We start from the raw sequence: 23,796 nt of genomic DNA on the forward strand, positions 1-23,796 counted from the left end.
TCATCGATTGAACAAGATGAAGCCCAGCGTCCCTTGCCGGATCGGTGAAAGGATCGAAAGGGACGGAGCGCGGCTATCGGGGACAGGAAGGTTGGGTGGGGACGGCTCGACCAATAGGATTTCGATCGAAACCGCCAATCCCTATTCTACAACGAAAATGCCGAAAGCAAGCTAGAACTTGGGTGGGAAGGGGGGAACAGTCGGCTCAGAGCCACTGGACAACTGCCCCGAACACTCGGAATCGACTAGAATCATGGTTTTCCCCCCACACCGCGCTGGTCCATGATCTCGATCGTCGTCCCCCTGCTCAACGAGCAAGACTCCCTGGTAGAACTTGTCGAGCGCATCGACGCTTCAATCCAAAATAACCAATTGGGCCCGTACGAAGTCCTCTTTGTCGACGACGGATCCACCGATCGATCCTGGGAGGTGATCCGTGAAATCGCTTCGCAAAGAACTGCGGTGCGCGCGATTCGGTTCCGTAGAAACTTTGGCAAAGCAGCCGCGTTGAACGCAGGATTTCAGCGGGCCACCGGGGATTACGTCATCACCATGGATGCGGATTTGCAAGACGATCCCGCCGAGATTCCTCGCCTCCTGAAAAAACTGGAGGAGGGATACGATGTGGTGAGCGGTTGGAAACAGACGCGGTATGACCCATGGCACAAGCGATATCCATCCCTCGTGTTCAATGGAATCCTGCGCGCGACGACCAAGCTCCATTTGCATGACTTCAATTGCGGACTCAAGGCCTATCGCCGCGAGGTTCTCTCGGAAGTCCAAATGTATGGCGAGATGCACCGCTTTATTCCCGTTCTCGCCAACTCGCGCGGGTATCGCGTCGCAGAGCTTGCTGTGCAGCACCACCCTCGCATCCATGGAGTTTCGAAGTACGGTGTCTCACGCATTCTCAAAGGTTTCTTGGACCTCTTTACGGTTGTGTTCCTCACTCGCTTTCGCTATCGACCGCAGCATGTTCTCGGGGGCATCGGGTTGTTCGCATGTGGCCTTTCCGTGGCGATCTTTTTCTTGCTCTGTTCGCTGTGGGTTTTGACACGCGCCTTCAGCGATTCGAGTCCGTTTCATCTCACGCAGACTCCGCTCTTTTATCTCTCGATGATCTTGTTCATTGCGGGCTTGCAGTTTTTGAGTACTGGATTGCTGGCGGAACTTGTCGTCGCGAATGCGGCGCATCGCAACCCACCGTTTTCGATTCGGGATAGTATTGGCGAGTCGACACCAACCAACTCGTGACCTTGGAGATTGAACGATGTCGAATTCGACACCCAGTCCAGAATCTTCGATCGCTCAGGCCGCCCCCTTTCGATCACCGATTCGGGCCGGAATCGCCGTCCTATTGATTTTGATCGGGTTAGGGCAGATCAGCGGCAGGATCTTCTCGATCAATGCCGTGAACATGCTGAGCCTGGAGCAAGTCCTACGAAACGATTTGCTCGACGAGTTGAAGTATCTCGCAGTCATCGCTCGAGAAGAGTCCAACGCAGAGGATCTCGCGATCTACGAAGAAACATTGCGACGCGAATTTCGATTCGATCCGGAGGTGCTTCAAGGCGATGCCGCCGCCAATGCTGCGAAGGGAGCGAAAGAGAAGGCAACTCGCAAATGGCCCATTCAGTCGAGGCGCGATAATTGGGATTCCCGTCGAAAAAAGATCACCACCGAAGCTTTGGTGAAAAAGGTCGTTGGGGAAACCAAGTATCGTCACGAGGATCTTGCCGCGGAATTGCGATGGCTGGCGCTGGAGTCGCTCGAGTCGGCCAACACCGAAGATCTCGCCGTCTATCTGCGAGCACTGGAGAATCTAAAACCCGTACCATCGAGCGCCCAAGACGGCGCCGTCATGGCTCCGCTTACCGAGGAACAACTCCGTTCCCCGGAGATCGCCGAATCCATTCGAGCCGCCAAACAACAGGCGAAACACCACTGGCCTATCGAGCTTCGCAAACGAGACTCACGGCGGATCGACGAGCTTTACAGCACCCAAGCGATCGTGGATATGGTACTCAAGGAAACCGACAAGCAACGTCCGTTCCTCAGTGGGAACGATCGAAGTCGGTGGCTTACCGTTCGCTCCCTCGTCGAGCACGGAACCTTTGAAGTCAACTCGATTCTCGAATACGAGCCCGCTTGGGATTCGGTCGATATCGTCAGCCATATGAATTCCCAAGGTGAGCAAAAGCTGTATTCGAGCAAGCCACCGCTGCAAGCGACTTTGATCGCAGCCCCGTATTGGGTTTTGCACAAGTTGACAGGTTGGACTCTCGGCGATCATCCTTTTGAGCTTGGGCGCATCCTTTTGCTCATCGTGAACGTTCTGCCGATGGGGATTGGTTGGTGGTGTTGTGCTCGGTTGTTGGACGAGTGGTGTGATGAGGATCTCACGTTTGTGGTGATCATGGCGGGGATCTGCTTTGCGACACTTCTTTCCACGTTTCATGTGGCGATCAACAATCACACGTGGGGGGCGATCAGCGCGGCGGCCGCGAGTTGGTACGCGTCAAAATGTTGGCGAGGAAGTCGCGCGTGGAGCGACTTTGCCTGGGTCGGATTCTGGAGTGCCTTCACATTCGCGTGCGAGCTTCCCGCAGCGAGTATGGTGGGAATGTTCGGACTTCTGCTCCTTTGGCGGGCGCCGAAAGAAACGCTGCTTGTGGGAACGCCTGCTGTGGTATTGGTGTTGCTGGCGTATTTCGGAACCAACTATGTGGCGCATGGAAGATGGAGTCCCCCTTATTCGTTCGGGGCTGGCGACGTGAATACTGCCGATAGCAGGACGAAAGAGAACTGGTACGACTACGACTTCATTCGCCTTTTCGATGGGAAGAAGGTCGACAGCTATTGGCGCCGACCAGACAACCCATTGGATCTTGGGGAAAAGGATCTGGGCAGATACGTCTTCCACGCAACGCTGGGGCACCATGGCATTCTCTCTCTTACCCCTTTGCTGGTGCTCGCCATACCAGGACTCTTGGTGACTTGCTGGAGTGCGCGTCGCGACCAGCAACTTTGGGGGATATCGCTGCTCGCGGTCAGCGCGGCGTGCATCATTTTCTATTTGTTCATGCTCGATACGCGGCAAAGGAACTATGGTGGGACGACGTCCGCGTTTCGGCAATTGCTGTGGCTCCACCCGCTTTGGCTGATCGCGTCCGCTCCGGTCGCGCATCGGTTGCTGCAGAGAAGATGGGGGATTGCGCTGGTCGGTACGCTTGGATTTCTATCCGCTCTCGCAGCGACCTACCCTCATTGGAATCCATGGTCGCAGACCTGGATTTGGAACTGGATGCAATGGAACGGGATTCCAACGATCTAGACAGTAGTATCAAGTCTAGACAGTACGGACCAGTCTAGACAGTGAGGTCGAGGTTGTTCCCGTTGCGAAACCAAGGCGTTCGAGCGGGGGCACTTTGCGGATCGCGAGGCCCCTCGGTGATTCGATTCGATTGCATCACCGCGTAGCGACTTTCGAGCGTTTGCCAGCGCGGATTCTCACCGCGCTGATCCGAACGCTCATCCAAACCTGCTGAATCCCCCCCGACCTCCGAGCGAATCTCCACTTCGAATCGCTCCACCTCAAAGCCTTGGGCTGCCAACTGATCCTTTAAAGCTTGCGCGTTCTGAATCAACGCGTCGCGAGCGACCGTGTTCTCAACCTCCAACCGGGCGAAGACCTGCATCGACTCAATTCGAAGGGTCATTTGGAGAGTACCAAGCTCGGGTGGGTGTAGACGCAATCGCACTTGCCCTCCCCCCTCGTTCAGTTGTTCAAATCCGCGCATGACCCGCTGCACCAGTTTGCTCTCCTGGTAAGGGGTCAGCGAACCGCGGACCGAAGAGGTTCCTGTTTGCGTACCCGCGGTAGAGCCTACTCGTTGCCCATCGTTGGATGAACTAAACGATGCACCCAATGGCGATGCAGAGTCGATGCCATTCGTGGCCGTCGCGCCTGCTGCGTTCCAGTCGCTCGCCGAGGGATTGGTTGTTAGGGATGGCGTAACAGAGGTAGCCAAGGTTTGCGGACCGGTGGTAGTAACGCTCGCCGCCGATGGGTCGGTGAAACCTGCCGTGACCACTTCGGTGGGGATACCGGTCTGACCATTCAAGATCGCATCGGCTTGGATTGCGAAGGGTGTGGTCGCATCGGACGCTTGCGAAGCAGTCCCATCGGAATCAACCAGAGACTCGGATACGTTTGTCTCGGAGGATTTCGATTCGTCTCTTCCCGAACGCTTGTCTCGTTCCAAGCGATCGGCACGACGACTCTTGGGGTTGGCGTCCGAGTCTTGCCGTTCCATTTTCGGAACGGTTTGCTCGTCCGTCGCTTCTTTCCAACCGGCAGACAATTGGATTCCGTCGGGGTTGGGAGCCTCGTCGTTCGTTGCAGGTCGTTGCGCCGAAGTCTCTTCGGTGGCTGCGGATCGTTTGGAATCGTCCGCCTGCCGTTTCGGCCGTGGGCGTCCCTCGTTCTCGACCATGGTTTGTGTGGATGACCATTCCGAAAGCTTGGGTTCGGCATCTCCCTTCGTTTCTATGGGAGGACCGTCGGACGTCTCGGGCATCGATGATTTCGGATTGCTATCAACGGGAGATGTTTGTTGCTCAGCGGACTCGATATTGTCCGCAGGAGAAGTTGGAGTGTGAATCACGGAGCTATCGGCTTCGGTTGTCTCACCCCGGCGAGCTACAAGCTGTTCGATTGGTTGGCGTTGCGAGCGATCTTGTTCATCCTGTTGCGAATTGACCGCGACGAGTTCTAGATCTTCATCGGACGGCCCCTCTGCATCGACGGGGGCGTTTTCGGGTGCGCGGCAGGAGGTGGGGTTGCAAAGAAGAGGGTAGGATTCCGATAGGGCCGGCTGGCTTTCCGCTGGCTCTTCCTCGTCGGATTGGTCTGACGGCTCCGATTGCTTCTCTGTCGCTGTCGGGCTGGAATCGGTGATAGGTTGCCCGGCCTGAAGTGGTTCCGTCGCGGAAGCGGACGGGTCGATGGGCTCGGACGAACGTGCCGGGAAGAAATCCAAATTCAGCAGCTCTTCTTGAAAACGTTTCGCCGAAACGTCACCGCCAAAGCGTTTGCGAGATGGGAGCGAGATGGATGGGGTTGTGGATGAGGAATGAACGCGTTCGGATTCGGCCATCGATTAATCCCTCCCAGTCCTTGCGGGTTGCCAGCTTTCGCGGCTCGTCGATCGGATCGACGATTCGGTCCGTTAGGGGGCTTTTGGAGGGGTGGTGTCGGTCCCCATTCCCCGCACGCGGATCTCCTCGAGGATCTCGGAAATCTTTTGCTGATCGGCAAGATCGGCAAACTCTGCCAGGATCTTTTTCAGCTTATCGGCATCCAGCGCCTTCATAATCGAGATTACCTCGGCTTTCTGTTCCTTTTCTAGCATGGCCACCAATTGCTGTTTCGCTGCGGCAGGATCGAGCGCTTCGAGGATTTCACGGATCTGTTGCTGGCTTTCCGTCTGCCTTGCCTCCTCGGCTTGTGCCACTGTCTTCTTGAACTCCGCGACGAGGGCGTTGTGGCGATCCGATTCTTCCTGCAGCCGTTTGGCTCGATCGTCGAGCTCCTTCTTGTACCGGTCGAGCGCGGCGGACCTGGAGTCGGACTGGAGAAGCGCTTTGACCTTGGCATCGAGCACTTCGTCGTAGGTAGGTACCGGTGCTGCTTTGCCGCTCTGGATGGCTGCGGCGAGCCGGTCTCCTTGGATATCGATCCCGCTCAGCAGGGCAACGATTTTGACCAACGTATCCCGATCGAAGTTCCCTTTCGCTGCGGCCATTCCGATGATCGCCATCAAGCCGAGTAGCATGGAGGTGCAAGTCCAAAGAAAGAACTGAATGAGTTTCGACATTTCAACCTCTCTGCATTCGTTTACGAATCATTGGACTGCGATTGAATATCCATCGCGAATCGAACGCTTGCCCATTCATCGGTTCGCTCCTGTTGTTTTTGAAGCGCCAGCACTTCTTCTGCTTCCGCTCGTTGGTCGCGGAGCTTCTCCAGCGACTTCACTCCCTGTTGGCACTTTAATAGCAGGGCTTCGCGTCGCTGTAATTCTTGCTGGAGCGTGCCCAGGTGATTATCAATCTGTTGCACCTGAGCTCCGAGCACCATTTGAAATCTCTGTGTATCCAAGATGCTTTGCAAGTTCATGGCTCCTTGGCTGGCCGATTTTCGAATCGAGTTCATCGTCTCGTTCTCGGCTAGGAGTTCCTGCTTTTGGGCTGTGAGTTTGTCGATAGCCATCCGAGCGTCCTGTACCCCTTTGGCCGCTTGGTCGCGTTCTCGTTCGCGAATTTTGAGAAGGGTCGCAAGTCGAAATTTCGCCATCGTCGCTTCTCGTTAGAACTGTGGAATCTAAAGGTCGGGTGATCGGCGTGTTTTCTCGGCGGCGTCTCCTTGGCGGCGTCACCTCGGATCGGTCGCCTGGGTTTGGGGGGATCGCTAGGCGGCTCGAGCGGTCGGAGGGTTTGACATCGCTGGAGGGGGCGCGGCGGCGGCCGCAGCCATTGCTAGTTTCAAGACGTCCTCGCGAGACTTCTCCCATGGAATCAGCTCGCGTTGGCCTTGCGATAGAAGTGCTTCGATCATCGGTCGCATCTGAATGGCCTTATCGATTTGTGGGTTGCTTCCTCGCGTGTAGGCTCCGATGTTGATCAAATCCTCGTTTTCGCGATAGATCGCCATGAGAGCCCTCAGTGCATCGGATCCTTTTTTGAGTTCAGGGTCGATCAAATGCGATTGCAACCGACTAAGGCTTGGAAGCACATCGATCGCGGGGTAGCGACCGCGCGAGGCGATGCTTCTGGAGAGGTGAATGTGACCATCGAGAAGTCCTCGCAAGGTATCGCTGATCGGTTCGTTCGTGTCATCGCCTTCGACCAGGACCGTGTAGAGCGCGGTGATGCTTCCGCGATGATTGATCCCTGAACGCTCGACCAACTGGGGCAACATCGCGAACACGCTGGGGGGATAGCCGCGCGTCGTGGGGACTTCGCCGGCGGCGAGTCCAACCTCGCGCTGCGCCATGGCGAATCGAGTGACGGAGTCCATCAGGAGCAATACATTCTTCCCTTCATCTCGCAGCGCTTCGGCGATGGCTGTAGCAGTTTTGGCCGCCAGAATACGTTTGGGTGCAGGTTGGTCGCTGGTCGCGACGACCGTTACACTTTTCTTGCGTCCTTCTTCACCCAAGTCCCTTTCGAGGAATTCGCGGACTTCTCGCCCCCGTTCCCCGATCAAGGCGATTACGACATGGTCTGCTGCGGTGCCTCGCGCCAGCATACCCAGAATCGTGCTCTTTCCGACGCCGGAGCCTGCAAAGATTCCCATCCGCTGGCCGCATCCTAGCGTGAGGAACATGTCGATGGCCCGAACTTGCGTCGGTAGGATTTTGTCGATTGGAGGTCGTTGCAATGCGGGGACCGGTGGAGCGTCGCAAGGCATTTTGCGACCAAGCTCGAGAGGCCCGGCGTCATCCATCGGTTGACCTGTCGCATCGAGGACCCGACCGATGATGTTCGAGGCGACGTTGACCGAGCGGTAGGTTTGGAAGAGTTCGACGTGATCCCCTTGGCTCACTCCATCCCAATTATCGAGTGGCGCGAGGATCGTTTTACCACCGTCGAATCCGATGACCTCGGCCTGGAGCGAATCCTGTTGCCTCCGATGGATTTTCACCAAGGCACCTACAGGGACAGGTAATCCGTCGACAACAATCGTCGTGCCGCGAATGCTGCGGACGCGTCCTGAGATTCCAAACGGCACGATTCGCTGAAGGTTTTGGCTCCAGTGTTTCCGTTGAATCATGTTTGGGAACGAAGCGAATGCTTGGGTCATAGGCGATTGTCTGCTACTGCAGTTCCTCCATCAGGCGTCGCAGCTGCGTGCGAATGGTGCGATCGATTTGGGTGTCGTCGGTCTGCAATACGATACCGAACCGACCCACTTCCACGTCTTCAGAGACTTGTACCTGTGCGTTGGGTCCGGATGAGTTGATGAGATAAGAAAGACCTTCCGATAGTTGCTGCGCATCCTCGGGATGGAGCTTGATCGTAATGTTCTTTTGTCCAGCGACGAGCCGTATGCAGTCTTGGATCCAATCCAAGAGTATTGTGGGATCGGATTCGATTTGGCGGATCAGGAGCTTTTCAGCAATCGCGATCGATAGGGCAATCGTCTCATGTTGCCACTGCCTCAGCCACTGTTCGGTTGCGGCCTCTAGTTCTGTGCAGAATCGCTCCACGCTTTGCGTCGATTGCTGGGCATTCTCGCTAGCAAGCTGATTGGCGAGTTGCTGAGCCATTTTCTCCACCTGGTTTTGGCCGCTCTTCAATCCGTCCTGCTGGGCTTGAGATCGAATGCGATCACACTCGGCTTGGCTCTCTCGTATCAGCTGCTGGGCCTGTTGTCGAACGGTATCGAGGTATTCCTTCGCTCGAGTCGTCACATCTTCCCAATTGAAGACCTCTGCTTGAGCCGTGTTGGATCCGGCGGGAATCGCTCGCGATTTGAATACACTCGCCATGAAAGATTCTGTCCGGTTATGCCGCTTTGAGAGAAGAAACGCTATCGAGCTGGGCAATCCTGCCGGATGCCATCAGCCGTTCGGATTGTTCCAGGATTGTTCTTTGCGAGCGACTCGATTCCGATTCACTTTGCAGGGGCATGCGTCGTAGGAAGTCGCGAAACTTTTTGACATCGTCGCGAGGGATGAGTCGTTCGATGCGTTGAATCATCGCCGGACTCGCTTTCCTCAAAGACTGGAGGACATCCGTGCGCTCGCAGGAGTGCAGGAGGGTCACCAAGTCTCCATCGCTCAAAGGGAGCAGCTCGTCCAAGGATCTTCTGGGGTTGTACAGGTCCGGTGCAGCCTCTTGTTCCTGGACCGTCGCGTGTTTGGGCTGGTTCGATTCTTTGCGATGGGATTCCATCGAAAGAATGCGAGGGGATTCGAAGATGTCCGACGCTTCGTTGTGCGCGGTGGCTGTCGAGATCGATGGCAGCGGAGTGAGGCTGATGGCGGAAGAGGTTGATTCGCTTGACAGGGGCAATGGTCCGTTCCAGCCCAATTGCATCGCCACGTCTGGGTTTTGTGTGGCGATCGTTTTGAGCCACGCTTGCTTCTGGTTGCCTTGAAATTGTTCGATGATGGCTGCGAGTTTTGCGATGCCCGCGATGGTGGCGGTGGTGGTCGTCGGCTGTTGCTTAGGAAGTTTCTTTTCGACCTCGGCCAGGATATCGGTGAGAATGCTGGGGTCGACCAAAAACAGATTGGGGATGGCTGCCAAGGTGGCCCCGGCGGTCTCGACCGGGAGATGATCGAGCAGCGCTTTGGCGCGCTCGGGCGATAGTTGGTTGAGGACCGTCGCGACCACCGTCGGTCGTTCGTTGGCGAGAAAGGTCGCTAAGGCCGAGGGGTCCCAGGCCAACCAAGGCAACTCGCTTTCCGTCACACCGCTAGCATGCTGTGCTCCCGAGTTGGCGGAAGCCGTTCCAGCCGTCGATGCATTGGTGCTCCATTCAATGCGGTCGTGCGAGGAGGATTCGGCCAGGAGGGCCGCTGCGGGCGATTCCGCATCGGCTTCCTTTGTCCCCGTTGACGCGTTGAGGGCTTGCAGCATGCTCTGAAGGTCGTTCATCGCCTGGGCGCGTTCGGATGCGGAAACCGTACCCAGCTTGGTCATCGCTTGTTTGACCAGTCGCGCCATATCAGGGGGGAGCTGCCCCAGCAAACTTCTCGCGGTGCCAGCATCCAGAGATTGCAAGACGATGGCGACTTGGCGAATGCGTTGATCGGCGGCTGGCATGGACGATCCGGGGGCTCGGAGAAGACGGCTTACGACAGTCCTCTTCTTTACCTAGTTTGCCAGTTGCAAGTCCAGGTCAGATCGGTGAACCGCGATTGCGAAGAGGCTGCACTGCATATTGGAAGCGATTTGTATATTGGAAGCGATTTGTTGGAAGCGATGCACTGTTTGTTCAAATCGAGGGTGCAACCATAAAAAAAGGGCGGAGTGACCTCCGCCCTTGCATGTTTTGCGATCATCGAACGCTGTTTAGCTAGCTTTGAACTCGTTCAGCTTTGCGAGCAAAGCTTCGAGAGCTGGCTTGAGAACCTCTTCGACGCCGGGCAAAGCAAGAACTTTGTCGATCATAGGCTTGAGGTCCTTCGAAGCGGCTTGGAAGATATTGGCAACCACGCCTTTCGCAGCATCTGGCAACTTGCCGAACGATTCGCTCATCGAGCCGAAGGTTTCGGTGAGTTGCGTAACTGCGGGGGCCGCAGCTTTGGCGGTATCGCTATCTTTGACGCTGGCCAGGGTCGTTGTGATTTTTCCAATCGATTCTTGAATGCCTTTTAGCATCGCTTCGCCACCTTCGACAGAAGCGAGAGAATCGGTAGCCTTCTTGTAAAGGTCGTCGAGACCGGCGGCTGCGGCAGCATCTTTGGCCATTTCCTTAGCAGCCGAGGCAGCGTCTTGTGCAGCGCTCGCGGCGCTTTGGGCAGCATCCTTAGCTGATTCCGCTGCATCTTTCGCAGCCGAAACAACTTCCTTATTCGTTTCTTCTGCCTTTTTGGCGGCTTCTGGGGTGCAACCCAACATGGGTACCGAAGCGATCGCGATCGTTGCCATCCAAGTCCAAGAGCGTTTCATGATATCTACCTTTCAAAGTGTTCGAACTCAAAAAACCAAGTCACACGGACTGTCCTTCGGCCTGCGACTCGGTTGCTTGGATTATACACGAAGATTCCTCAGCACGCTTCCGTTGGATTCCGCTTTGAATCTCAAGCGAGATTTGTTGAACGCTCTCGAGCAGTTCGAGCTCTTGATCGTATTCACTCTCGGATGAAGATGTGAAGGTCTCGTCGTTGAGCAGCCACGGGTCGCAATGTTCGAAGCATGTATCGACTGCCATGCATTCGAGCTGGGTCGCTAAGGAGTCCAAAGCGCTGGGTTCAAACGAATCATAAGAGGACGTGTCCCCCAAATCTTGAACGACGATCTGATACGCCTCGCCCGGGGTGACCGATTTCATTGCTTCTCCCTCTAAGCAGCTCCATACGGCTGCGAGTGCAGGGTCGCGTTGGGCGGATCGGGAGCGCGATCGAAAAGGTTTGTTCTCGCGTTGGGCTACTTCACGCCGCAGTTGATCCCACGCCAATGCATTGACGAAGGTACCTGGATCCATGGAAGAAGAGTGTTCTTGGGAGCGAGCCATAATGCGCCTCGATGGGACCAAAGGTTACAATATCTTCGGTACCATAGAACGCAATTGGCTGCTGGGCGGCGATTGCGGATAGCTTGGAGAGGAGAAAGCCTGCTGCGTAGGTAAAACGTGCGGAGAACTCGGCGTGTAGGGGTTGTGTCGGCGGGCGCGTTAGGCCGCCGACGCCTTTTCGATCGGGGGGGTAACTTTGGTCGGCTTTCGTCTTCGAGGACGGACCACCTCCAAGGCGACGCAGTAATCGAGGTTGGGACGGAAGATCGTAAGCAAGGCGAGTGGGACGAACCAAGCCAAATAGAGACCGCCACCAAACCCGTGCCAACATTGTGTCGCTGCCATCAACGCGGCGGAGCAGCTCATCAACGTAGCAAGACTTTTCTGAGCCGGCCAAGCGACGAAGGAAATGCTGAGGAGGACGAAGATGACAATCAATGGGATACGCATCACCGGGTACCAGCCTAGACCCCAGATGCCATCCATTCCGGTCATCGCGATCTGTTTGATGCCGAACATGTAACCCAGGTGCTGCAGGACATTGTTGGGATGGAGAATGATCATCGCCACCACCAGCCCCACAATCGAAGTTACAAAGCCACCCGTGAAACGGCGAATGCCCCTTTGCCAGTAGAAACTGCACCAGAGGGGCAAAAGGGAGAATGGGTAGTAGACAACCCCGGCCGCGCAACCCAAGCACAAACCGGCAGCGAACGGCTGGCGATACAATAGAACTGCGAGCAGGAGCAAAGCGCTCGGGACAACGTGATCCACCCGACCCGTCATATAAGCCGTGTAGGGAAGTAAAAGATAGAGAGTCGCCGCACCTACACCGGTTTTGAAATTGCCAAAGTGCCAGTAGCCAATCGCCACGATGCTGAGCACCATGACCAAATTTGCTCCGATCGACATGCATCGCGATAACAACAACTTCAACCGAGAAGGGGGTTTCGGCTCCTCTCGCAACTCTTCAGCTGTCTCGTCACCGGGCCCCGACATCGGAACCGTCGAGATATCTGGCAACGCCGCCATCAAGATGTAGCCGGGGCCACCACTGGTCAGATCGCGCCCCGAATACGAGGGTTGGCTAACGGCAACATTTACCAAAAGGTAAACCAGCATCGATGTTCCCAAAAAGAGCATTCCACCGCTGCTCAAGTTCGGATCGAGCATGGGCCGACGCACAATGGCTGTGTCCAGCAGCAATCGAATCACCAACAGACTGGCAACAATAATCAGCCACAAGTATCCAAAGTAAAGCAGCGTCGGGCTTTGAAGCGACGCTTGAAACGCACGCTCGGCAGCGGAAGGTCCATCCCCCGCTGTTTCCACAACCCCTCCGCTCTCGGAAGCCCCCTGCCGCGCACCGCTGGCCGTCTCGGTCTCGGCCCGCTTCTCCTGGGTGGCGATCTCCACCTGGGAAGGAACCAACTGCCGACTCCCTTCGAAAACCATCATGAGCCCAGGGGTGAACAAGAGGATCAAGACGATATCGAGATTCCTCAAGGACCAAAACCGATGGAACATCAGAAACAACCCGATAGCCAGGAATGTCGACAAAAACACCCAGGTCGGCGGCTCGAGTCGCAAGTAGTTCGATAGGAAATCGGTCATAGCGATAGCATGCGCGATGCACCGAAAAAGTACAACATCAGCATCAGAAGCGAATTTAATCTTCTCCAACGCTAGCTACCGGGATTGTGTGCACGCGACCTCCTCTACCTTCCCTCCCTACTGCCGCTCCTCGCCCAATTCCAAAATTCTGATTCTTCCAATAAGGGACCTTCCACCCCCTTAAAACCCATCGCGACACAAAGAAGTGTGCCAAAACTGCTCGTCCGTGCTCTTTTGGTCACGGAATTAAACGGAAATTAAGAGAAAGTTTTGCGGTTAGCGCTCCCATTTGTCGCGGGATACCACAACACCCGGACGTTTCGAAGCACAAGTCAGGGTGACAGTTGTGTCAATTTTTGAGGAGGCTGTTCTTTGTCCTTTCAATCTCTCCACGCGATGCCATTCCATCCACCGCATAACCAACTAACAGGAACTGGATCCGTTTCTATGAATCCATCCGGCTTTCCAACGACGGCCGCTCACGAGGTCCTTTCTCAGCCCGAACTTGTTCTCCCTATTTTGGCTCGCAGCCTCCGGGAAGACGTTGTCTTTTTTAGTCAAGACAACCATGGGCGAATCTCCTTTCTGAACGATGCTTGCGAAAGCGTTCTCGGGGTTTCGCGGGGGGAATTATTGGGGCGATCCTTTTTTGACTTTCTCACCGAATCGCCGATCAATGACGCGTTTCGAGCCACCAATTGGATCTCCTCCACGGAGTACATCCCTACCAAGAAGCAATGTGAGCTGGCGTTTTCGTCCGGCAAGATTGTTCGCGTTGAGTTTTGGATGGTACCGGTCGTGCATCAAGGGATAATGGTCGGCGCAACCGGTATCCTGAGGAACTTGTCGACGAACGGTGCGACCGAACTCTCTCCGGAAGCGCAAAAGCAGTTGCTTGCCAAGGCCGCCTTGCTGACTGCGGTGGAACGACAAGTCGTCGAGTTGGTGGTAGATGGTCAGATGAACAAGCGAATCGCGTCCCAGTTGGGAGTCGCATTGCGAACCATCGAATCCCGTCGCTCCCGAGCGATGTCGAAGCTTGGCGTGAGCTCCCTTTCTCAACTGGTACAGTATTGGATTCAGATTCGTCGTTTGGAGGGGGCTCGCTGATCTAGCACGCCCCCCTGCCTTGCACTATCTTTTCTCACCTCGAGAGTCCGCTCTTTTCCAAACGAGGTGAGTCATGAAGGCGCTTGTCAAATCGAAGCGCGATGTTGGGTTGGAACTTCTAGACGTTCCGAAACCGACGATCGGTATCAACGACTGTCTGATCCGCGTTCACAAAACAGGAATTTGCGGAACCGATTTGCATATCTACAACTGGGACGCTTGGGCTCAGAAGACGATTCCGGTACCGATGGTCGTCGGCCATGAATTCGTCGGTGAAATCGTCGAAGTGGGGGCGAATGTCACCGATTTCTTTCCCGGCGAAATCGTCTCGGGTGAAGGGCACGTCGTCTGTGGTCGATGCCGCAATTGCTTGGCCGGTCGCAGGCATTTGTGCAAGGACACGTCGGGCGTGGGGGTCAATCGGACGGGTGCTTTCGCCGAATACATCGCTTTGCCGATGACCAACGTCTGGCACCACAAGAGCACCATCGACCGCGATATCGCGTCCATCTTCGACCCGCTGGGGAATGCGGTCCACACCGCGCTCAGCTTCGATCTACTCGGGGAAGACGTGTTGATTACCGGCGCTGGGCCAATCGGCTTGATGGCCGTCGCCGTTGTCCGTCACGCGGGTGCACGCCATATCGTCGTCTCCGATTTGAATCCTTATCGACTCGAATTGGCCCGCAAGATGGGAGCTACCGTTGCGGTCGATCCCCGAGAGAAGACGCTCGTTCAAATTCAGAAGGATCTGGATATGCGCGAAGGGTTCGATGTCGGGCTCGAAATGTCGGGGTCCCCGGCAGCTCTCCGGTCCATGCTCGAAAATATGTGCCACGGCGGAAAGATTGCCATGTTGGGAATTCCCTCCGAACCCATCGCCATCGATTGGAATCTCGTGGTCTTTAATATGCTCACGATCAAAGGTATCTACGGACGAGAGATGTACGAGACTTGGTACAAGATGTCGGTCATGCTCGATAGCGGACTCGATATCAGCCCTGTCATCACCCACCGATTCTCCTTCCGCGATTTCGAAAAAGGATTCCAAGCCATGCAGAGCGGGATGTGCGGCAAAGTCGTGTTGGACTGGAGCGACGCCTGAATTTAGCTCCCCCGTCTTATTCGCCCCCACCGGCTGGGTTCCGTTTTGGATTCCGTCCTGAATGGATACAATCCGGTCCCCGACGGATCGCTCTCCACCTTCGCTCCTTGAAAGCTGACTTATGACTCCACCGAAACTCCTGGTTACCGCGGCGTTGCCCTACGCAAACGGGCAAATCCATTTGGGCCATTTGGTCGAGTACATCCAAACCGATATTTGGGTTCGCTACCAACGCTTGATCGGCCGGAGGTGCATCTACATCTGCGCCGACGATACCCACGGCACAGCCATCATGATTCGAGCCCGCCAAGAGGGACGATCCGAGGTCGAGCTGATCGCCGATATGCAGCGTTCGCACGAACGGGATTTCGCGGGATTCGATATCTCCTTCGATCATTACGGCAGCACGAATAGCGAAGAGAACCGCCAGCTTTGCCATTCCATCTGGCAATCCCTTCGCGATGCCAACTTGATCGTGGAGGATGACGTCGAACAGCTCTTCGACCCCGAAGCAGGTACCTTTTTGGCCGATCGATTCGTCAAAGGAACTTGCCCCTCCTGCAAGTCGCCCGATCAATACGGCGATAACTGCAGCAAGTGTGGTGCGACCTACTCTCCAACCGAGTTGATCGATCCGGTAAGCACCCTCAGCGGAGCTACCCCAGTGGCGAAGACGGCCAAGCACTTGTTTGTCCGCCTGGAGAGCTTGCACGCCTTTCTCGATACGTGGACCCAGTCGGGCGAGCACCTGCAAAGCGAAATCGCCAACTATCTCAAAGGGCACTTCCTAGGCAAGCCGCTTCGCGATTGGGACGTCTCTCGTCCGGCCCCGTACTTCGGTTTCGAGATCCCCGATAGCCCTGGGAACTACTGGTACGTTTGGTTCGATGCGCCGATCGGCTACATCGCGTCGACTTGGCAATGGTGCAAAAAGCACAACGAGAATCTCGACGATTGGTGGAAGAGCGAAACGACCGAAATTCACCACTTCATCGGTAAAGATATCACCTATTTCCACACCCTCTTTTGGCCCGGTGTTCTCCACTCGGCTGGATTCTCGCTTCCGCAGTTTGTTCATATCCACGGGTTCCTCACCGTCGATGGCGAGAAGATGGCCAAGAGCAAAGGGACGCAAGTTCAGGCAGCCACCTACCTCCAGCATTTGGATCCCGCTTATCTGCGTTACTACTATGCCTCCAAACTAGGGCCGCGATTGGATGATATCGATCTCAACCTGACGGAGTTTGCGAACAAAGTGAACTCCGACTTGGTAGGCAAGGTCGTGAATTTGGCCAGCCGCACCGCCCGCTTTATCGAATCGGCCGGACTCGCTCCCGAGTATCCGCATGATGGTGGCCTGTTCGCTTCCGCAGCCTCGGCAGGTGAAAAGATCGCGCAAGCCTACGAACAACTGGACTACGCGCGGGCTATGCGACTCATCATGGAGATCGCCGATCAAGCCAACGCGTTCGTCGAGAATTCGGCTCCTTGGGCATTGAAAAAGGATCCGACCCAACAAGTCCGACTGCAAGAAGTTTGCACCATTGTTCTCAACTTGTTCCGACAACTTTGCGTCTACTTGGCCCCGGTACTCCCCAAACTGGCCGAGCAATGCGGACAACTCCTTCAAAGCCCGATTCAACATTGGAACGACAGCCAAAGTCCCTTGGTCGGAACTCCTGTCTCCAAATTCGAACACCTTCTCCAAAGACTCCAACCTGAGAAAGTCCAAGCCATGATCGAAGATAGCAAAGTGGAGGCAGCTCCCTTGGCCGAAACAACTCCTAGCACCGAAGCGGCCGCCGCGCCTCAAGACTCAGGCGATGCTCTCGCCGCGGAACCATTGGCTCCCGTTTGCACCATCGATGACTTCACCAAGGTGGATCTACGGGTCGCGCGCATTATCAAAGCGGAAGAAGTTCCCGAGGCGAAGAAGCTCGTGAAACTGACCGTGTCGTTGGGTGGCGATAACGTCCGCACGGTCTTCGCCGGGATCAAAGCAGCGTATACCCTGGAACAATTGCAGGGACGCCTGGTGGTTATCGTTGCGAATCTGCAACCCCGTCAAATGAAGTTCGGATTAAGCGAGGGGATGGTCACGGCAGCTGGCCCTGGAGGAACCGAAGTCTTTTTGCTAGGGGTCGACAGCGGTGCCGTCCCCGGTCAACGCGTCCACTGATCCAGCGTCTCGACCCGTTCAGGCTTATCCGTTCATTCAACGATTACCAATCATGACCATTTCTTACGACAAAAATCAGCTCGTCGAAATCATCCATCAGCACGCGCTCCAGTTCGGGCAGTTCACGCTGGCGAGCGGCAAACAAGCCTCCTTCTATCTCGATTGCCGCATGGTAACGCTCCACCCTCAAGGAGCGAACCAAATCGCAGCAGGGATGCTCGACGTCCTGGAGAAAGGTGCCTTTGGTGGCTTGCCGCAAGCGGTGGGAGGGCTCGCGATCGGGGCTGACCCCATCACCGCTTCGGTCGTTGTCCACGCCGGATTGCGACAGCATCCCATCCTCGGCTTCATGGTTCGCAAAGAACCGAAGCAGCATGGAATCGGAAAGTTGGTCGAGGGGCCTGTCACGCCTGGCATGAAAGTGGTCATCGTAGAAGACGTTATCACCAGCGGTGGCAGCGCTTTGAAAGCAGCCGCGGCGGCTAAGGATTTCGGGCTCGATGTGATCGGTGCCATCGGTGTGGTCGATCGTCTCGAAGGGGGCCGCGCCAATTTCGATGCAGCAGGGATCCCGCTGGTCACGCTGCTCACCATCGATGACCTTATCCCTCCCGCTCAGCGATAAATGCCCGAGCTTCCCGAGGTGGAAACGATGCGGAGAGGATTGCTCCCCATCGTCGGCAGCCGCATCACCGGGGTCGAATTTCCCGAAATCCCCTACCGACCCATCGTCGTTCTACCCGACAGAGCGGGGTTCGCACATGGATGTCTTGGGAAACAGATTTGCGATGTTCGCCGAATAGCCAAACGCGTTTTGGTAGACCTTGAAGATGGCTTATCGATCGTGATGCAGCCCAAGATGGCCGGTATCGCCATGCTTCGCGATGCTCCCTCTCCACAACATATTCGAGTCCTCTTTCATCTCGACCGTGCTACTCCCCATGACCAGTTCCTCTATTGGGATCGTCGGGGGCTGGGGAATGTTTGCCTTTGGAATCCTGATGAGATCGATGCTGTGCTGGGTCCCAGTCGGCTAGGCCCAGACGCATCGATCGTCGATGCGGATCTTTTCGTTTCAAGATTTCGCAACTGCCATCGCGAAGTCAAAGTCGCGTTGCTCGATCAGTCCCTCGTCGCTGGTATCGGCAATTTGTACGCGGCCGAGATCCTCTTCGCTGCGAAGGTTCACCCTCAACAGCGATGCACCGAACTATCCACTCGCCAATGGAAGCGGATCCACCAGGAAACCATTCGTATCCTGCAGCAAGCGATCGAGAACGAAGGCTCGACACTCAAAGATGGAACTTACCGTAACGCGATCAATGGAGAGGGCAGTTACCAATCGATGCACCGAGTCTATGACCGTGAAGGATTGCCCTGTACGCGTTGCTCAAACGGAAAGGTGCAACGAATCGTTCAGGGGCAGCGGAGTACTTTCTTTTGTCCCCGCTGCCAGAAGGCTCATTAGCCGGGAGTTCGTGCGTTTCGGCTACTAGAATCCGCAATTGAGGCTGGGATTACTTCGCCCGCTTCGCGACTTGTTCCTTCATGAACTTCAAGCCTTGTTCGGCCAGCTGCAATTCATCGTCGAACATTCGTCGCCAGATCCGGGTTGCGGCAGCCAGTTCCGGCAATGCCAATCCAAAGGCTTCGATGACCAACCAGCCGTCGTATTGGACCGAGGCGAGCGCGTCGAAGGTCTCGTCCCATCGGATGTCACCCAAGCCGGGAGTGCTGCGGTCGTTCTCGCTGATGTGAACGTGGCACATCATGTCCTGGATGGCATGAATCGCTTTGGTGATACTCTTCTCTTCGATGTTCGCATGGAAAGTGTCGTACATCATGCGGCAGTTCGGATGATTGACCTGACGGCAGAACTCTGCCGCGTCTGCTTGTCCGTTGAGGAAGTAGACTTCGAAGCGATTGAGCGGTTCGACCCCGAGCATCACTCCGACTTGACCGGCATGTTCTGCGGTTTGCTTCATGCTTTCGATTCCCCAAGCCCACTCTTGCTCGGTGCGACCCGAGCCGGTGAAGTGACCGATGGCGGAATGGTAAGGACCGACGAGGGTCTCCACGCCAGCCGCTGCGCAGCAATCGAGCGTCTTCTTGTTGAGCTCGACCCCTTTCTTCCGGGCTGCTGCATCGGGACTGATCGGGTTATCGTCCACACCCCGAACCGTGACGCCGGTTCGGCGCAATCCCAGGTCGTCCAATCGCTTGCCCCATGCCGCGTAGTCCAAATCGAGATTGAACAGCGGAATTTCGACTCCGTCGAACCCCATCTTCTTGAGCTTCTCCAAATTGGGCAACATGCTGTCCTGGAGTTCGCCGGACCAAAGAAGAAGATTCATTCCGTATTGCATTATCAGTTCTCGGTGGAGGAAAGAGAGGAAAGGGGGCAATCGATGGGGGGATTATAGTTCAGAACTCACGCGAATGTCAGGTTCGCGATCACGCGACGTCCATCACCCACGCGCCGTGACGGAGGGACCGGACGGTGTCCTTCCAATTCGGGATGAACTCTTGGGCCACGAATCCTTGATAGCCGGTCGCTAAGATCTCTTTCAAGATGGGTGGGTAGTAGATTTCCTGGAGTTCATCCATCTCGCATCGGCCCGGGTTGCCGGCCGTGTGATAGTGACCAATCCACGGATGGTATGCCTGGATGCGGCGGATGATGTCTCCGTTCATGATCTGGACATGGTAAATATCGAACAGGAGTTTGAAGCGAGGTGAATCCATCTTCTTCACCAGATCGATGCAATGGTCGACATCGTCTCCGTAATAGCCTGGATGCCCCTTCATGGGATGGCTGTTGTCTCTGGAGTTGAGATGTTCCAGAACGAGCGTGATCTTCTTCTCTTCCGCGTACTCGATGACTTGCTTCCAGCAATCCAAGCAGTTTTGGTCCGCCGTCGCATCGAGCATTTCGGGGACTCGCATGCCGGTGAAGGTGATAACCGATGGAGCTCCGAACCGAACCGCGGTATCGATTCCTGATTTCAGTTTCTCAATACACTGAGGGTGATTGGACCGGTCGGTTGGTCCGTTCCCAAAGCCGTGGCTGCTGACCAACGCGATCTTGAGCCCCTTTTGAACTGCCTCGGGATAGAACTTGGCATCGATTCCTTCGATTCCTTCGATACCGATTTCGACGCAGTGATCGATGAGCTGCGACTCGGGCATGGGTTTGAAACACCAACCCATGACCGACTGGCGAATGCGCCGATGCTTGACGCGGAAGGAATCGGAGAACGGTGTTTGCTGATGGGTCGATTCGGAAGCCATCGCTGTCTCTGCTGGACTGATTCCTGATGCGATCCAGGTCCCCCCCGCGATCGCGCCTGCGTTCTGAAGCCATCGGCGTCGACCGATGGAGGATTTCGGAGTGTTCATGTCGGATGTGTTCTTGGAGTGGAGAGAAGGCCATCCTTGACACTAACCGTTACCCTCGGAAACCAGCGAGGAGTCCATTCAAGCGGCGCTGCGGAGCTCCGAGGAGTCGCGATCTTCTACGCCCTTGGTACCCAGATCGAAACGCTTTCGGAGCTGGTATCGGAAGATCAAGAAGATGCGCCCTGCCATGGTCTCGCTCTTGCGCCGCGGCTCGAAAACCTTGCCGAGCGGACCTGCCAAGATCGCTGGCAACAAGATCAGCTCTGCGACGACCCCTGCGATCAGGATCGCCAACATCAGCCAACCGAACCGTTGCGTGGGAGTGAAGGTGCTAAACGCGAAAACGGACAAACCAAGCCCGCTGATGCAAGCAGCTTGCAATGTCGGCGTCGCGCATCGCTTGTAACAAGACACAATCGCCTTGCGTCGGTCGCGAACCACGTGAAGATCTTCACGGTACCAGGCCAAGAAGTGAATCGTATCGTCCACTGCAACGCCCAAGGCGATGCTGGCCGTCATCATGGAGCCGATATCGATCGGAATGCCGAGCCACCCCATGCCCCCGAAAATCGCCAGGACAGGGAGCACGTTTGGAATCATCGCCACCATCCCCGCTCGCACACTGCGGGAGACAAATATCATCAAGGGAGTGATGGTCAGAAAGGACCACATGGTGCTTTCGATCAAACTCGCCAGCAACGCTCGCTGCGCCTTATAAACAATCGGTACTACCCCCGTATAAACAGAACGGACCCACTCCTTGGGAACTTTCGGGTCGTCTGATTCCAAGTCGATCACACGCTGCAGGGCGACATCCAAAACGTCGACTTCCGCATTGGAGAAGGATCCTGCGAGAACGACGGCGTCCAAGTCATTGAGCTTCTGAAGTTGAACATACGGAACGTCGGCAGGTGGTGCACTGATTCGAGCGATCTTGACACGCGACTTGGCCAATAGATTGGACAACTCCTCGGAGCGAAGCTTTGATTTTTCCAGTTCTTCGGGAGGCAAGTCCTCGCTCGTGGGATCCCAAAGGGCGATGTCTCGGCCCGCCATCTTGGCTTCACCAGTCCAAGCCGTCATCTGCCGAAGGATTCGTACGCGGTCCTGCTGGGCTTGGATGATGGGATAGAGCGAATCCCTCATCTCTTGGACGAACTGACCGTAGTCAACACCTTGGAAGGCTGCGACTCGAAGGCTGATTCGCCAAAGCTCGCTCCCGGTGTCTGGATCGACGCGGAGAAAGCCGGATTCGATCAACTCCTCGCGGCTGTTCTCTAGCTGTTGGTTATAACCCTTTCGAATCAAATAAGTCTGTGTGCTCGTTCCTTTGGAGGGAAGGCTCGAGGCGAAGGTCGCTGCCGACATGCTTCGGCCGACGATCTGCGTGCCGTCTTCACCAAAGCGTTTTTTGATCACGTCCTGGATGCGAACGATCGTTTCCATCCGTTCCAAGAATGTCAAGCGAGACAGGTCCTCTCCAAGAGCGGTATCGTCGGTGCTGCTCGCATTGTCGACCGGCTTCGCATCGGATGCGAGCGCCATGCTTTCCTTGTCGAACTCGATGACGATCTCGAGGGGGACCAGCATGCCGAGCTTTTCCTCGAGCCATCGATAGTCACGCAGGATTCGGGCTTGCGAGTCGAAGAGCTCGAGAAGATTGATGCTCGTTCTGGTGTGGCTCAGCCCAAAGCCGATGAAGGCAACGAAAAGAACGCAGACCGTCGCGACGCCATAATGATTTCGGACGATGAATGTTGAAATCGAAGCCCAGATCCGCTCGCTGCGCGTGTCGTCGTCAATCGGCCGCTTCTCATCCGGTTTCTCGCCGACCCAGTTTTTGGCAAACCCAATCACGTGGAGCGCCGCGGGGAGGATCAAGAAAAGAATCACGTTCAGGACCAACACTCCGGTTGCGGAGAAGAATCCGAACTTCTGGATGGGAACCAATTCGCTAGCACACAGCGAAAATAACCCAAGGGCAGTGGTGACCGAGCACAGAATCGCGGGCTTGATCGCGTGAATGACCGCTCGCTCGGTCGCGCGGTGTAGACCGCCATGTCGCACAGCGTCTTTGTAGTAGTTGATAAAGTGCACTGCACCGGACATCGCTAACACGTAAACCAGCGATGGCATCGAGAGCACAATTGCATCGACCGTCTCTCCGCACGCCCAAATGATGGCAAGGGAAGCGGCAGCGCTGGTGACCGAGCACGAAAAGACAATCCAAGTCAGAATGATGCTTCGAAGGGACCACCATGCCAGAAAGAGCCCCAATAAACCGGAGAGTCCCGCAAGGCGGACAAGGGTCTTTTCACCCTCTTCGTCGATGGAGATGTTGTCGACCGGAGGACCGCCTAGATGCAAGACGGAATCTTCGATGCCAGCCTTGGCAATCAGCCGTCGCAAAACTCCGGGGGGGACGTTGGGGCGGAAGATTCGCATCTGTCCATGACCCAGAATAGGCTTCATCTTCCCGCTCGTCATGGGATCTAGCGAGACGATGACGCATGTTTGGCGGCCATCGAGACCGATCGCGGTCCCTTTCAGTCGCTCCAGGGCCTCGGCGTAACTCAGGGCATGCTTTCCCTTGGTCATTTGCTCGATAAGCGTCCGACCTGTTTGCACCCCTGTGAAATACTTTTCAGCTTCGACCGCGTCGATATCGTTCGGATCGACCGACTCCGGAAGGACGAGCTTTGCCAATTTCGCGATCCGAGGATCGTCCAGGGAAGGATCTCCGTTGGGATCCTCGCTTAGCAGACACCCGTCCCAGCTAACGATAATGAACTGGTCGGATGGGAAATTCTTTCGGAACCAAGCAAGCTCGCCGGTCTCTTCGTACGTCTTGGGAAGCCAATCTTCGACTTTATTGACGTTGCTTTGAACGGCTTTCGCCGCCCCGAAGAAGGCAAATGGAATGCCAGCAAAGCAAAGGATGAGAAGCAACCATCCAAATCGATCGTAGAATGTCTTACCGCCGAGTTTACTCTGCCGCACGCTTTGCCCCTTTGGTCACCCGCCAGAATTGTCCATAGCCTGGCTATCGCCGTCTTCCCTAACAGCCTCAGTAGTGTACTAAAGTCTCCTTTGCATCGACAGTTTGAAAACCGGGACTTGCGAAGAATCCCCAGATCG

At 55.8% G+C, this 23,796-nt stretch carries 19 protein-coding genes and 2 pseudogenes; 7 read left to right on the forward strand and 14 right to left on the reverse strand.

The features are described from left to right. A complete protein-coding gene (locus SH467x_RS09220; RefSeq protein WP_482370979.1) occupies window positions 1-138 on the reverse strand; it encodes a hypothetical protein in 138 nt (45 codons plus the stop codon). 144 nt (window positions 139-282) lie between these two features. Here SH467x_RS09220 and SH467x_RS09225 point away from each other — a divergent pair, with 144 nt between their 5' ends. Both SH467x_RS09225 and SH467x_RS09230 read left to right on the forward strand, forming a co-directional pair. Beyond that, entirely contained in the window at window positions 283-1,254 is a 972-nt protein-coding gene (locus tag SH467x_RS09225; RefSeq protein ID WP_482370980.1) for a glycosyltransferase family 2 protein, read from the forward strand. A gap of 16 nt (window positions 1,255-1,270) precedes the next feature. Further along, a complete protein-coding gene (locus tag SH467x_RS09230; protein WP_482370981.1) occupies window positions 1,271-3,334 on the forward strand; it encodes a hypothetical protein in 2,064 nt (687 codons plus the stop codon). A 34-nt stretch (window positions 3,335-3,368) separates the two neighbouring features. On the opposite strand, the gene SH467x_RS09235 is transcribed toward SH467x_RS09230, so the two are convergent. The 9 genes from SH467x_RS09235 to SH467x_RS09275 all read right to left on the reverse strand — a co-directional run bounded on the left by SH467x_RS09235 (window position 3,369) and on the right by SH467x_RS09275 (window position 12,865). Next, window positions 3,369-5,159 carry a flagellar hook-length control protein FliK gene (locus tag SH467x_RS09235; protein ID WP_482370982.1) on the reverse strand — a complete coding sequence of 597 codons (1,791 nt, stop codon included), beginning with the start codon at window positions 5,157-5,159 and terminating at the stop codon, window positions 3,369-3,371. 72 nt (window positions 5,160-5,231) lie between these two features. Then, a complete protein-coding gene (locus SH467x_RS09240) occupies window positions 5,232-5,879 on the reverse strand; it encodes a hypothetical protein (protein ID WP_482370983.1) in 648 nt (215 codons plus the stop codon). A gap of 20 nt (window positions 5,880-5,899) precedes the next feature. Further along, complete coding sequence (fliJ, locus tag SH467x_RS09245) at window positions 5,900-6,358, reverse strand: flagellar export protein FliJ (protein WP_482370984.1); 459 nt, start codon at window positions 6,356-6,358, stop codon at window positions 5,900-5,902. Window positions 6,359-6,472: 114 nt separating this feature from the next. Further along, window positions 6,473-7,867 (reverse strand): FliI/YscN family ATPase, encoded by a 1,395-nt coding sequence (locus SH467x_RS09250; RefSeq protein ID WP_482370985.1) that lies wholly within the window; start codon window positions 7,865-7,867, stop codon window positions 6,473-6,475. Window positions 7,868-7,880: 13 nt separating this feature from the next. After that, complete coding sequence (locus tag SH467x_RS09255) at window positions 7,881-8,555, reverse strand: FliH/SctL family protein (protein WP_482370986.1); 675 nt, start codon at window positions 8,553-8,555, stop codon at window positions 7,881-7,883. 16 nt (window positions 8,556-8,571) lie between these two features. Next, window positions 8,572-9,837, reverse strand: coding sequence for a FliG C-terminal domain-containing protein (locus SH467x_RS09260; RefSeq protein WP_482370987.1), 1,266 nt, complete (start codon window positions 9,835-9,837; stop codon window positions 8,572-8,574). 249 nt (window positions 9,838-10,086) lie between these two features. Further along, a complete protein-coding gene (locus SH467x_RS09265) occupies window positions 10,087-10,686 on the reverse strand; it encodes a hypothetical protein (RefSeq protein ID WP_482370988.1) in 600 nt (199 codons plus the stop codon). Between the two features lie 40 nt (window positions 10,687-10,726). Continuing rightward, complete coding sequence (locus SH467x_RS09270) at window positions 10,727-11,251, reverse strand: hypothetical protein (protein WP_482370989.1); 525 nt, start codon at window positions 11,249-11,251, stop codon at window positions 10,727-10,729. A 159-nt stretch (window positions 11,252-11,410) separates the two neighbouring features. Continuing rightward, complete coding sequence (locus SH467x_RS09275; RefSeq protein WP_482370990.1) at window positions 11,411-12,865, reverse strand: hypothetical protein; 1,455 nt, start codon at window positions 12,863-12,865, stop codon at window positions 11,411-11,413. A 447-nt stretch (window positions 12,866-13,312) separates the two neighbouring features. On the opposite strand from SH467x_RS09275, the gene SH467x_RS09280 reads away from it, so the two are divergent. From SH467x_RS09280 to mutM, 5 genes are all read left to right on the forward strand, one after another. Further along, window positions 13,313-13,975, forward strand: a complete 663-nt coding sequence (locus SH467x_RS09280; protein WP_482370991.1) for a LuxR C-terminal-related transcriptional regulator — start codon at window positions 13,313-13,315, stop codon at window positions 13,973-13,975. 73 nt (window positions 13,976-14,048) lie between these two features. Next, window positions 14,049-15,080, forward strand: coding sequence for an L-threonine 3-dehydrogenase (tdh, locus tag SH467x_RS09285; protein WP_482370992.1), 1,032 nt, complete (start codon window positions 14,049-14,051; stop codon window positions 15,078-15,080). Between the two features lie 121 nt (window positions 15,081-15,201). Next, on the forward strand, window positions 15,202-17,259 hold the full coding sequence (metG, locus tag SH467x_RS09290; protein ID WP_482370993.1) for a methionine--tRNA ligase: 2,058 nt from the start codon (window positions 15,202-15,204) through the stop codon (window positions 17,257-17,259). 52 nt (window positions 17,260-17,311) lie between these two features. Continuing rightward, window positions 17,312-17,884, forward strand: coding sequence for an orotate phosphoribosyltransferase (gene pyrE / locus SH467x_RS09295; protein ID WP_482370994.1), 573 nt, complete (start codon window positions 17,312-17,314; stop codon window positions 17,882-17,884). Continuing rightward, window positions 17,885-18,727, forward strand: coding sequence for a bifunctional DNA-formamidopyrimidine glycosylase/DNA-(apurinic or apyrimidinic site) lyase (gene mutM / locus SH467x_RS09300; protein ID WP_482370995.1), 843 nt, complete (start codon window positions 17,885-17,887; stop codon window positions 18,725-18,727). Window positions 18,728-18,776: 49 nt separating this feature from the next. Here the strand turns inward: mutM and SH467x_RS09305 are convergent, their stop codons facing one another. The 4 genes and pseudogenes from SH467x_RS09305 to SH467x_RS09320 form a co-directional block, all read right to left on the reverse strand. Beyond that, complete coding sequence (locus SH467x_RS09305) at window positions 18,777-19,625, reverse strand: sugar phosphate isomerase/epimerase family protein (RefSeq protein WP_482370996.1); 849 nt, start codon at window positions 19,623-19,625, stop codon at window positions 18,777-18,779. Window positions 19,626-19,713: 88 nt separating this feature from the next. Then, window positions 19,714-20,658: a TIM barrel protein gene (locus SH467x_RS09310; RefSeq protein ID WP_482370997.1), complete on the reverse strand. Its 945-nt coding sequence runs from the start codon at window positions 20,656-20,658 to the stop codon at window positions 19,714-19,716. Between the two features lie 204 nt (window positions 20,659-20,862). Continuing rightward, window positions 20,863-22,248 (reverse strand): annotated as a pseudogene (locus SH467x_RS09315) (MMPL family transporter); the annotation flags it as partial. 165 nt (window positions 22,249-22,413) lie between these two features. Next, window positions 22,414-23,256: pseudogene (locus tag SH467x_RS09320) on the reverse strand (MMPL family transporter); the annotation flags it as partial. Between the last annotated feature and the right edge of the window lie 540 nt (window positions 23,257-23,796).

The sequence above is a fragment of the Brakhagea slesvicensis genome (assembly GCF_052161625.1).
Lineage (GTDB): Bacteria > Planctomycetota > Planctomycetia > Pirellulales > Pirellulaceae > JBKCUI01.

Coding starts and splice junctions, on each gene's coding strand:
- SH467x_RS09270 (WP_482370989.1), bottom strand. CDS start 11,251: ATGGCTCGCTCCCAAGAACACTCTTCTTCCATGGATCCAGGTACCTTC.
- SH467x_RS09225 (WP_482370980.1), top strand. CDS start 283: ATGATCTCGATCGTCGTCCCCCTGCTCAACGAGCAAGACTCCCTGGTA.
- mutM (WP_482370995.1), top strand. CDS start 17,885: ATGCCCGAGCTTCCCGAGGTGGAAACGATGCGGAGAGGATTGCTCCCC.
- SH467x_RS09280 (WP_482370991.1), top strand. CDS start 13,313: ATGAATCCATCCGGCTTTCCAACGACGGCCGCTCACGAGGTCCTTTCT.
- SH467x_RS09255 (WP_482370986.1), bottom strand. CDS start 8,555: ATGGCGAGTGTATTCAAATCGCGAGCGATTCCCGCCGGATCCAACACG.
- SH467x_RS09305 (WP_482370996.1), bottom strand. CDS start 19,625: ATGCAATACGGAATGAATCTTCTTCTTTGGTCCGGCGAACTCCAGGAC.
- SH467x_RS09265 (WP_482370988.1), bottom strand. CDS start 10,686: ATGAAACGCTCTTGGACTTGGATGGCAACGATCGCGATCGCTTCGGTA.
- tdh (WP_482370992.1), top strand. CDS start 14,049: ATGAAGGCGCTTGTCAAATCGAAGCGCGATGTTGGGTTGGAACTTCTA.
- SH467x_RS09235 (WP_482370982.1), bottom strand. CDS start 5,159: ATGGCCGAATCCGAACGCGTTCATTCCTCATCCACAACCCCATCCATC.
- metG (WP_482370993.1), top strand. CDS start 15,202: ATGACTCCACCGAAACTCCTGGTTACCGCGGCGTTGCCCTACGCAAAC.
- pyrE (WP_482370994.1), top strand. CDS start 17,312: ATGACCATTTCTTACGACAAAAATCAGCTCGTCGAAATCATCCATCAG.
- fliJ (WP_482370984.1), bottom strand. CDS start 6,358: ATGGCGAAATTTCGACTTGCGACCCTTCTCAAAATTCGCGAACGAGAA.
- SH467x_RS09230 (WP_482370981.1), top strand. CDS start 1,271: ATGTCGAATTCGACACCCAGTCCAGAATCTTCGATCGCTCAGGCCGCC.
- SH467x_RS09250 (WP_482370985.1), bottom strand. CDS start 7,867: ATGACCCAAGCATTCGCTTCGTTCCCAAACATGATTCAACGGAAACAC.
- SH467x_RS09240 (WP_482370983.1), bottom strand. CDS start 5,879: ATGTCGAAACTCATTCAGTTCTTTCTTTGGACTTGCACCTCCATGCTA.
- SH467x_RS09260 (WP_482370987.1), bottom strand. CDS start 9,837: ATGCCAGCCGCCGATCAACGCATTCGCCAAGTCGCCATCGTCTTGCAA.
- SH467x_RS09310 (WP_482370997.1), bottom strand. CDS start 20,658: ATGAACACTCCGAAATCCTCCATCGGTCGACGCCGATGGCTTCAGAAC.
- SH467x_RS09275 (WP_482370990.1), bottom strand. CDS start 12,865: ATGACCGATTTCCTATCGAACTACTTGCGACTCGAGCCGCCGACCTGG.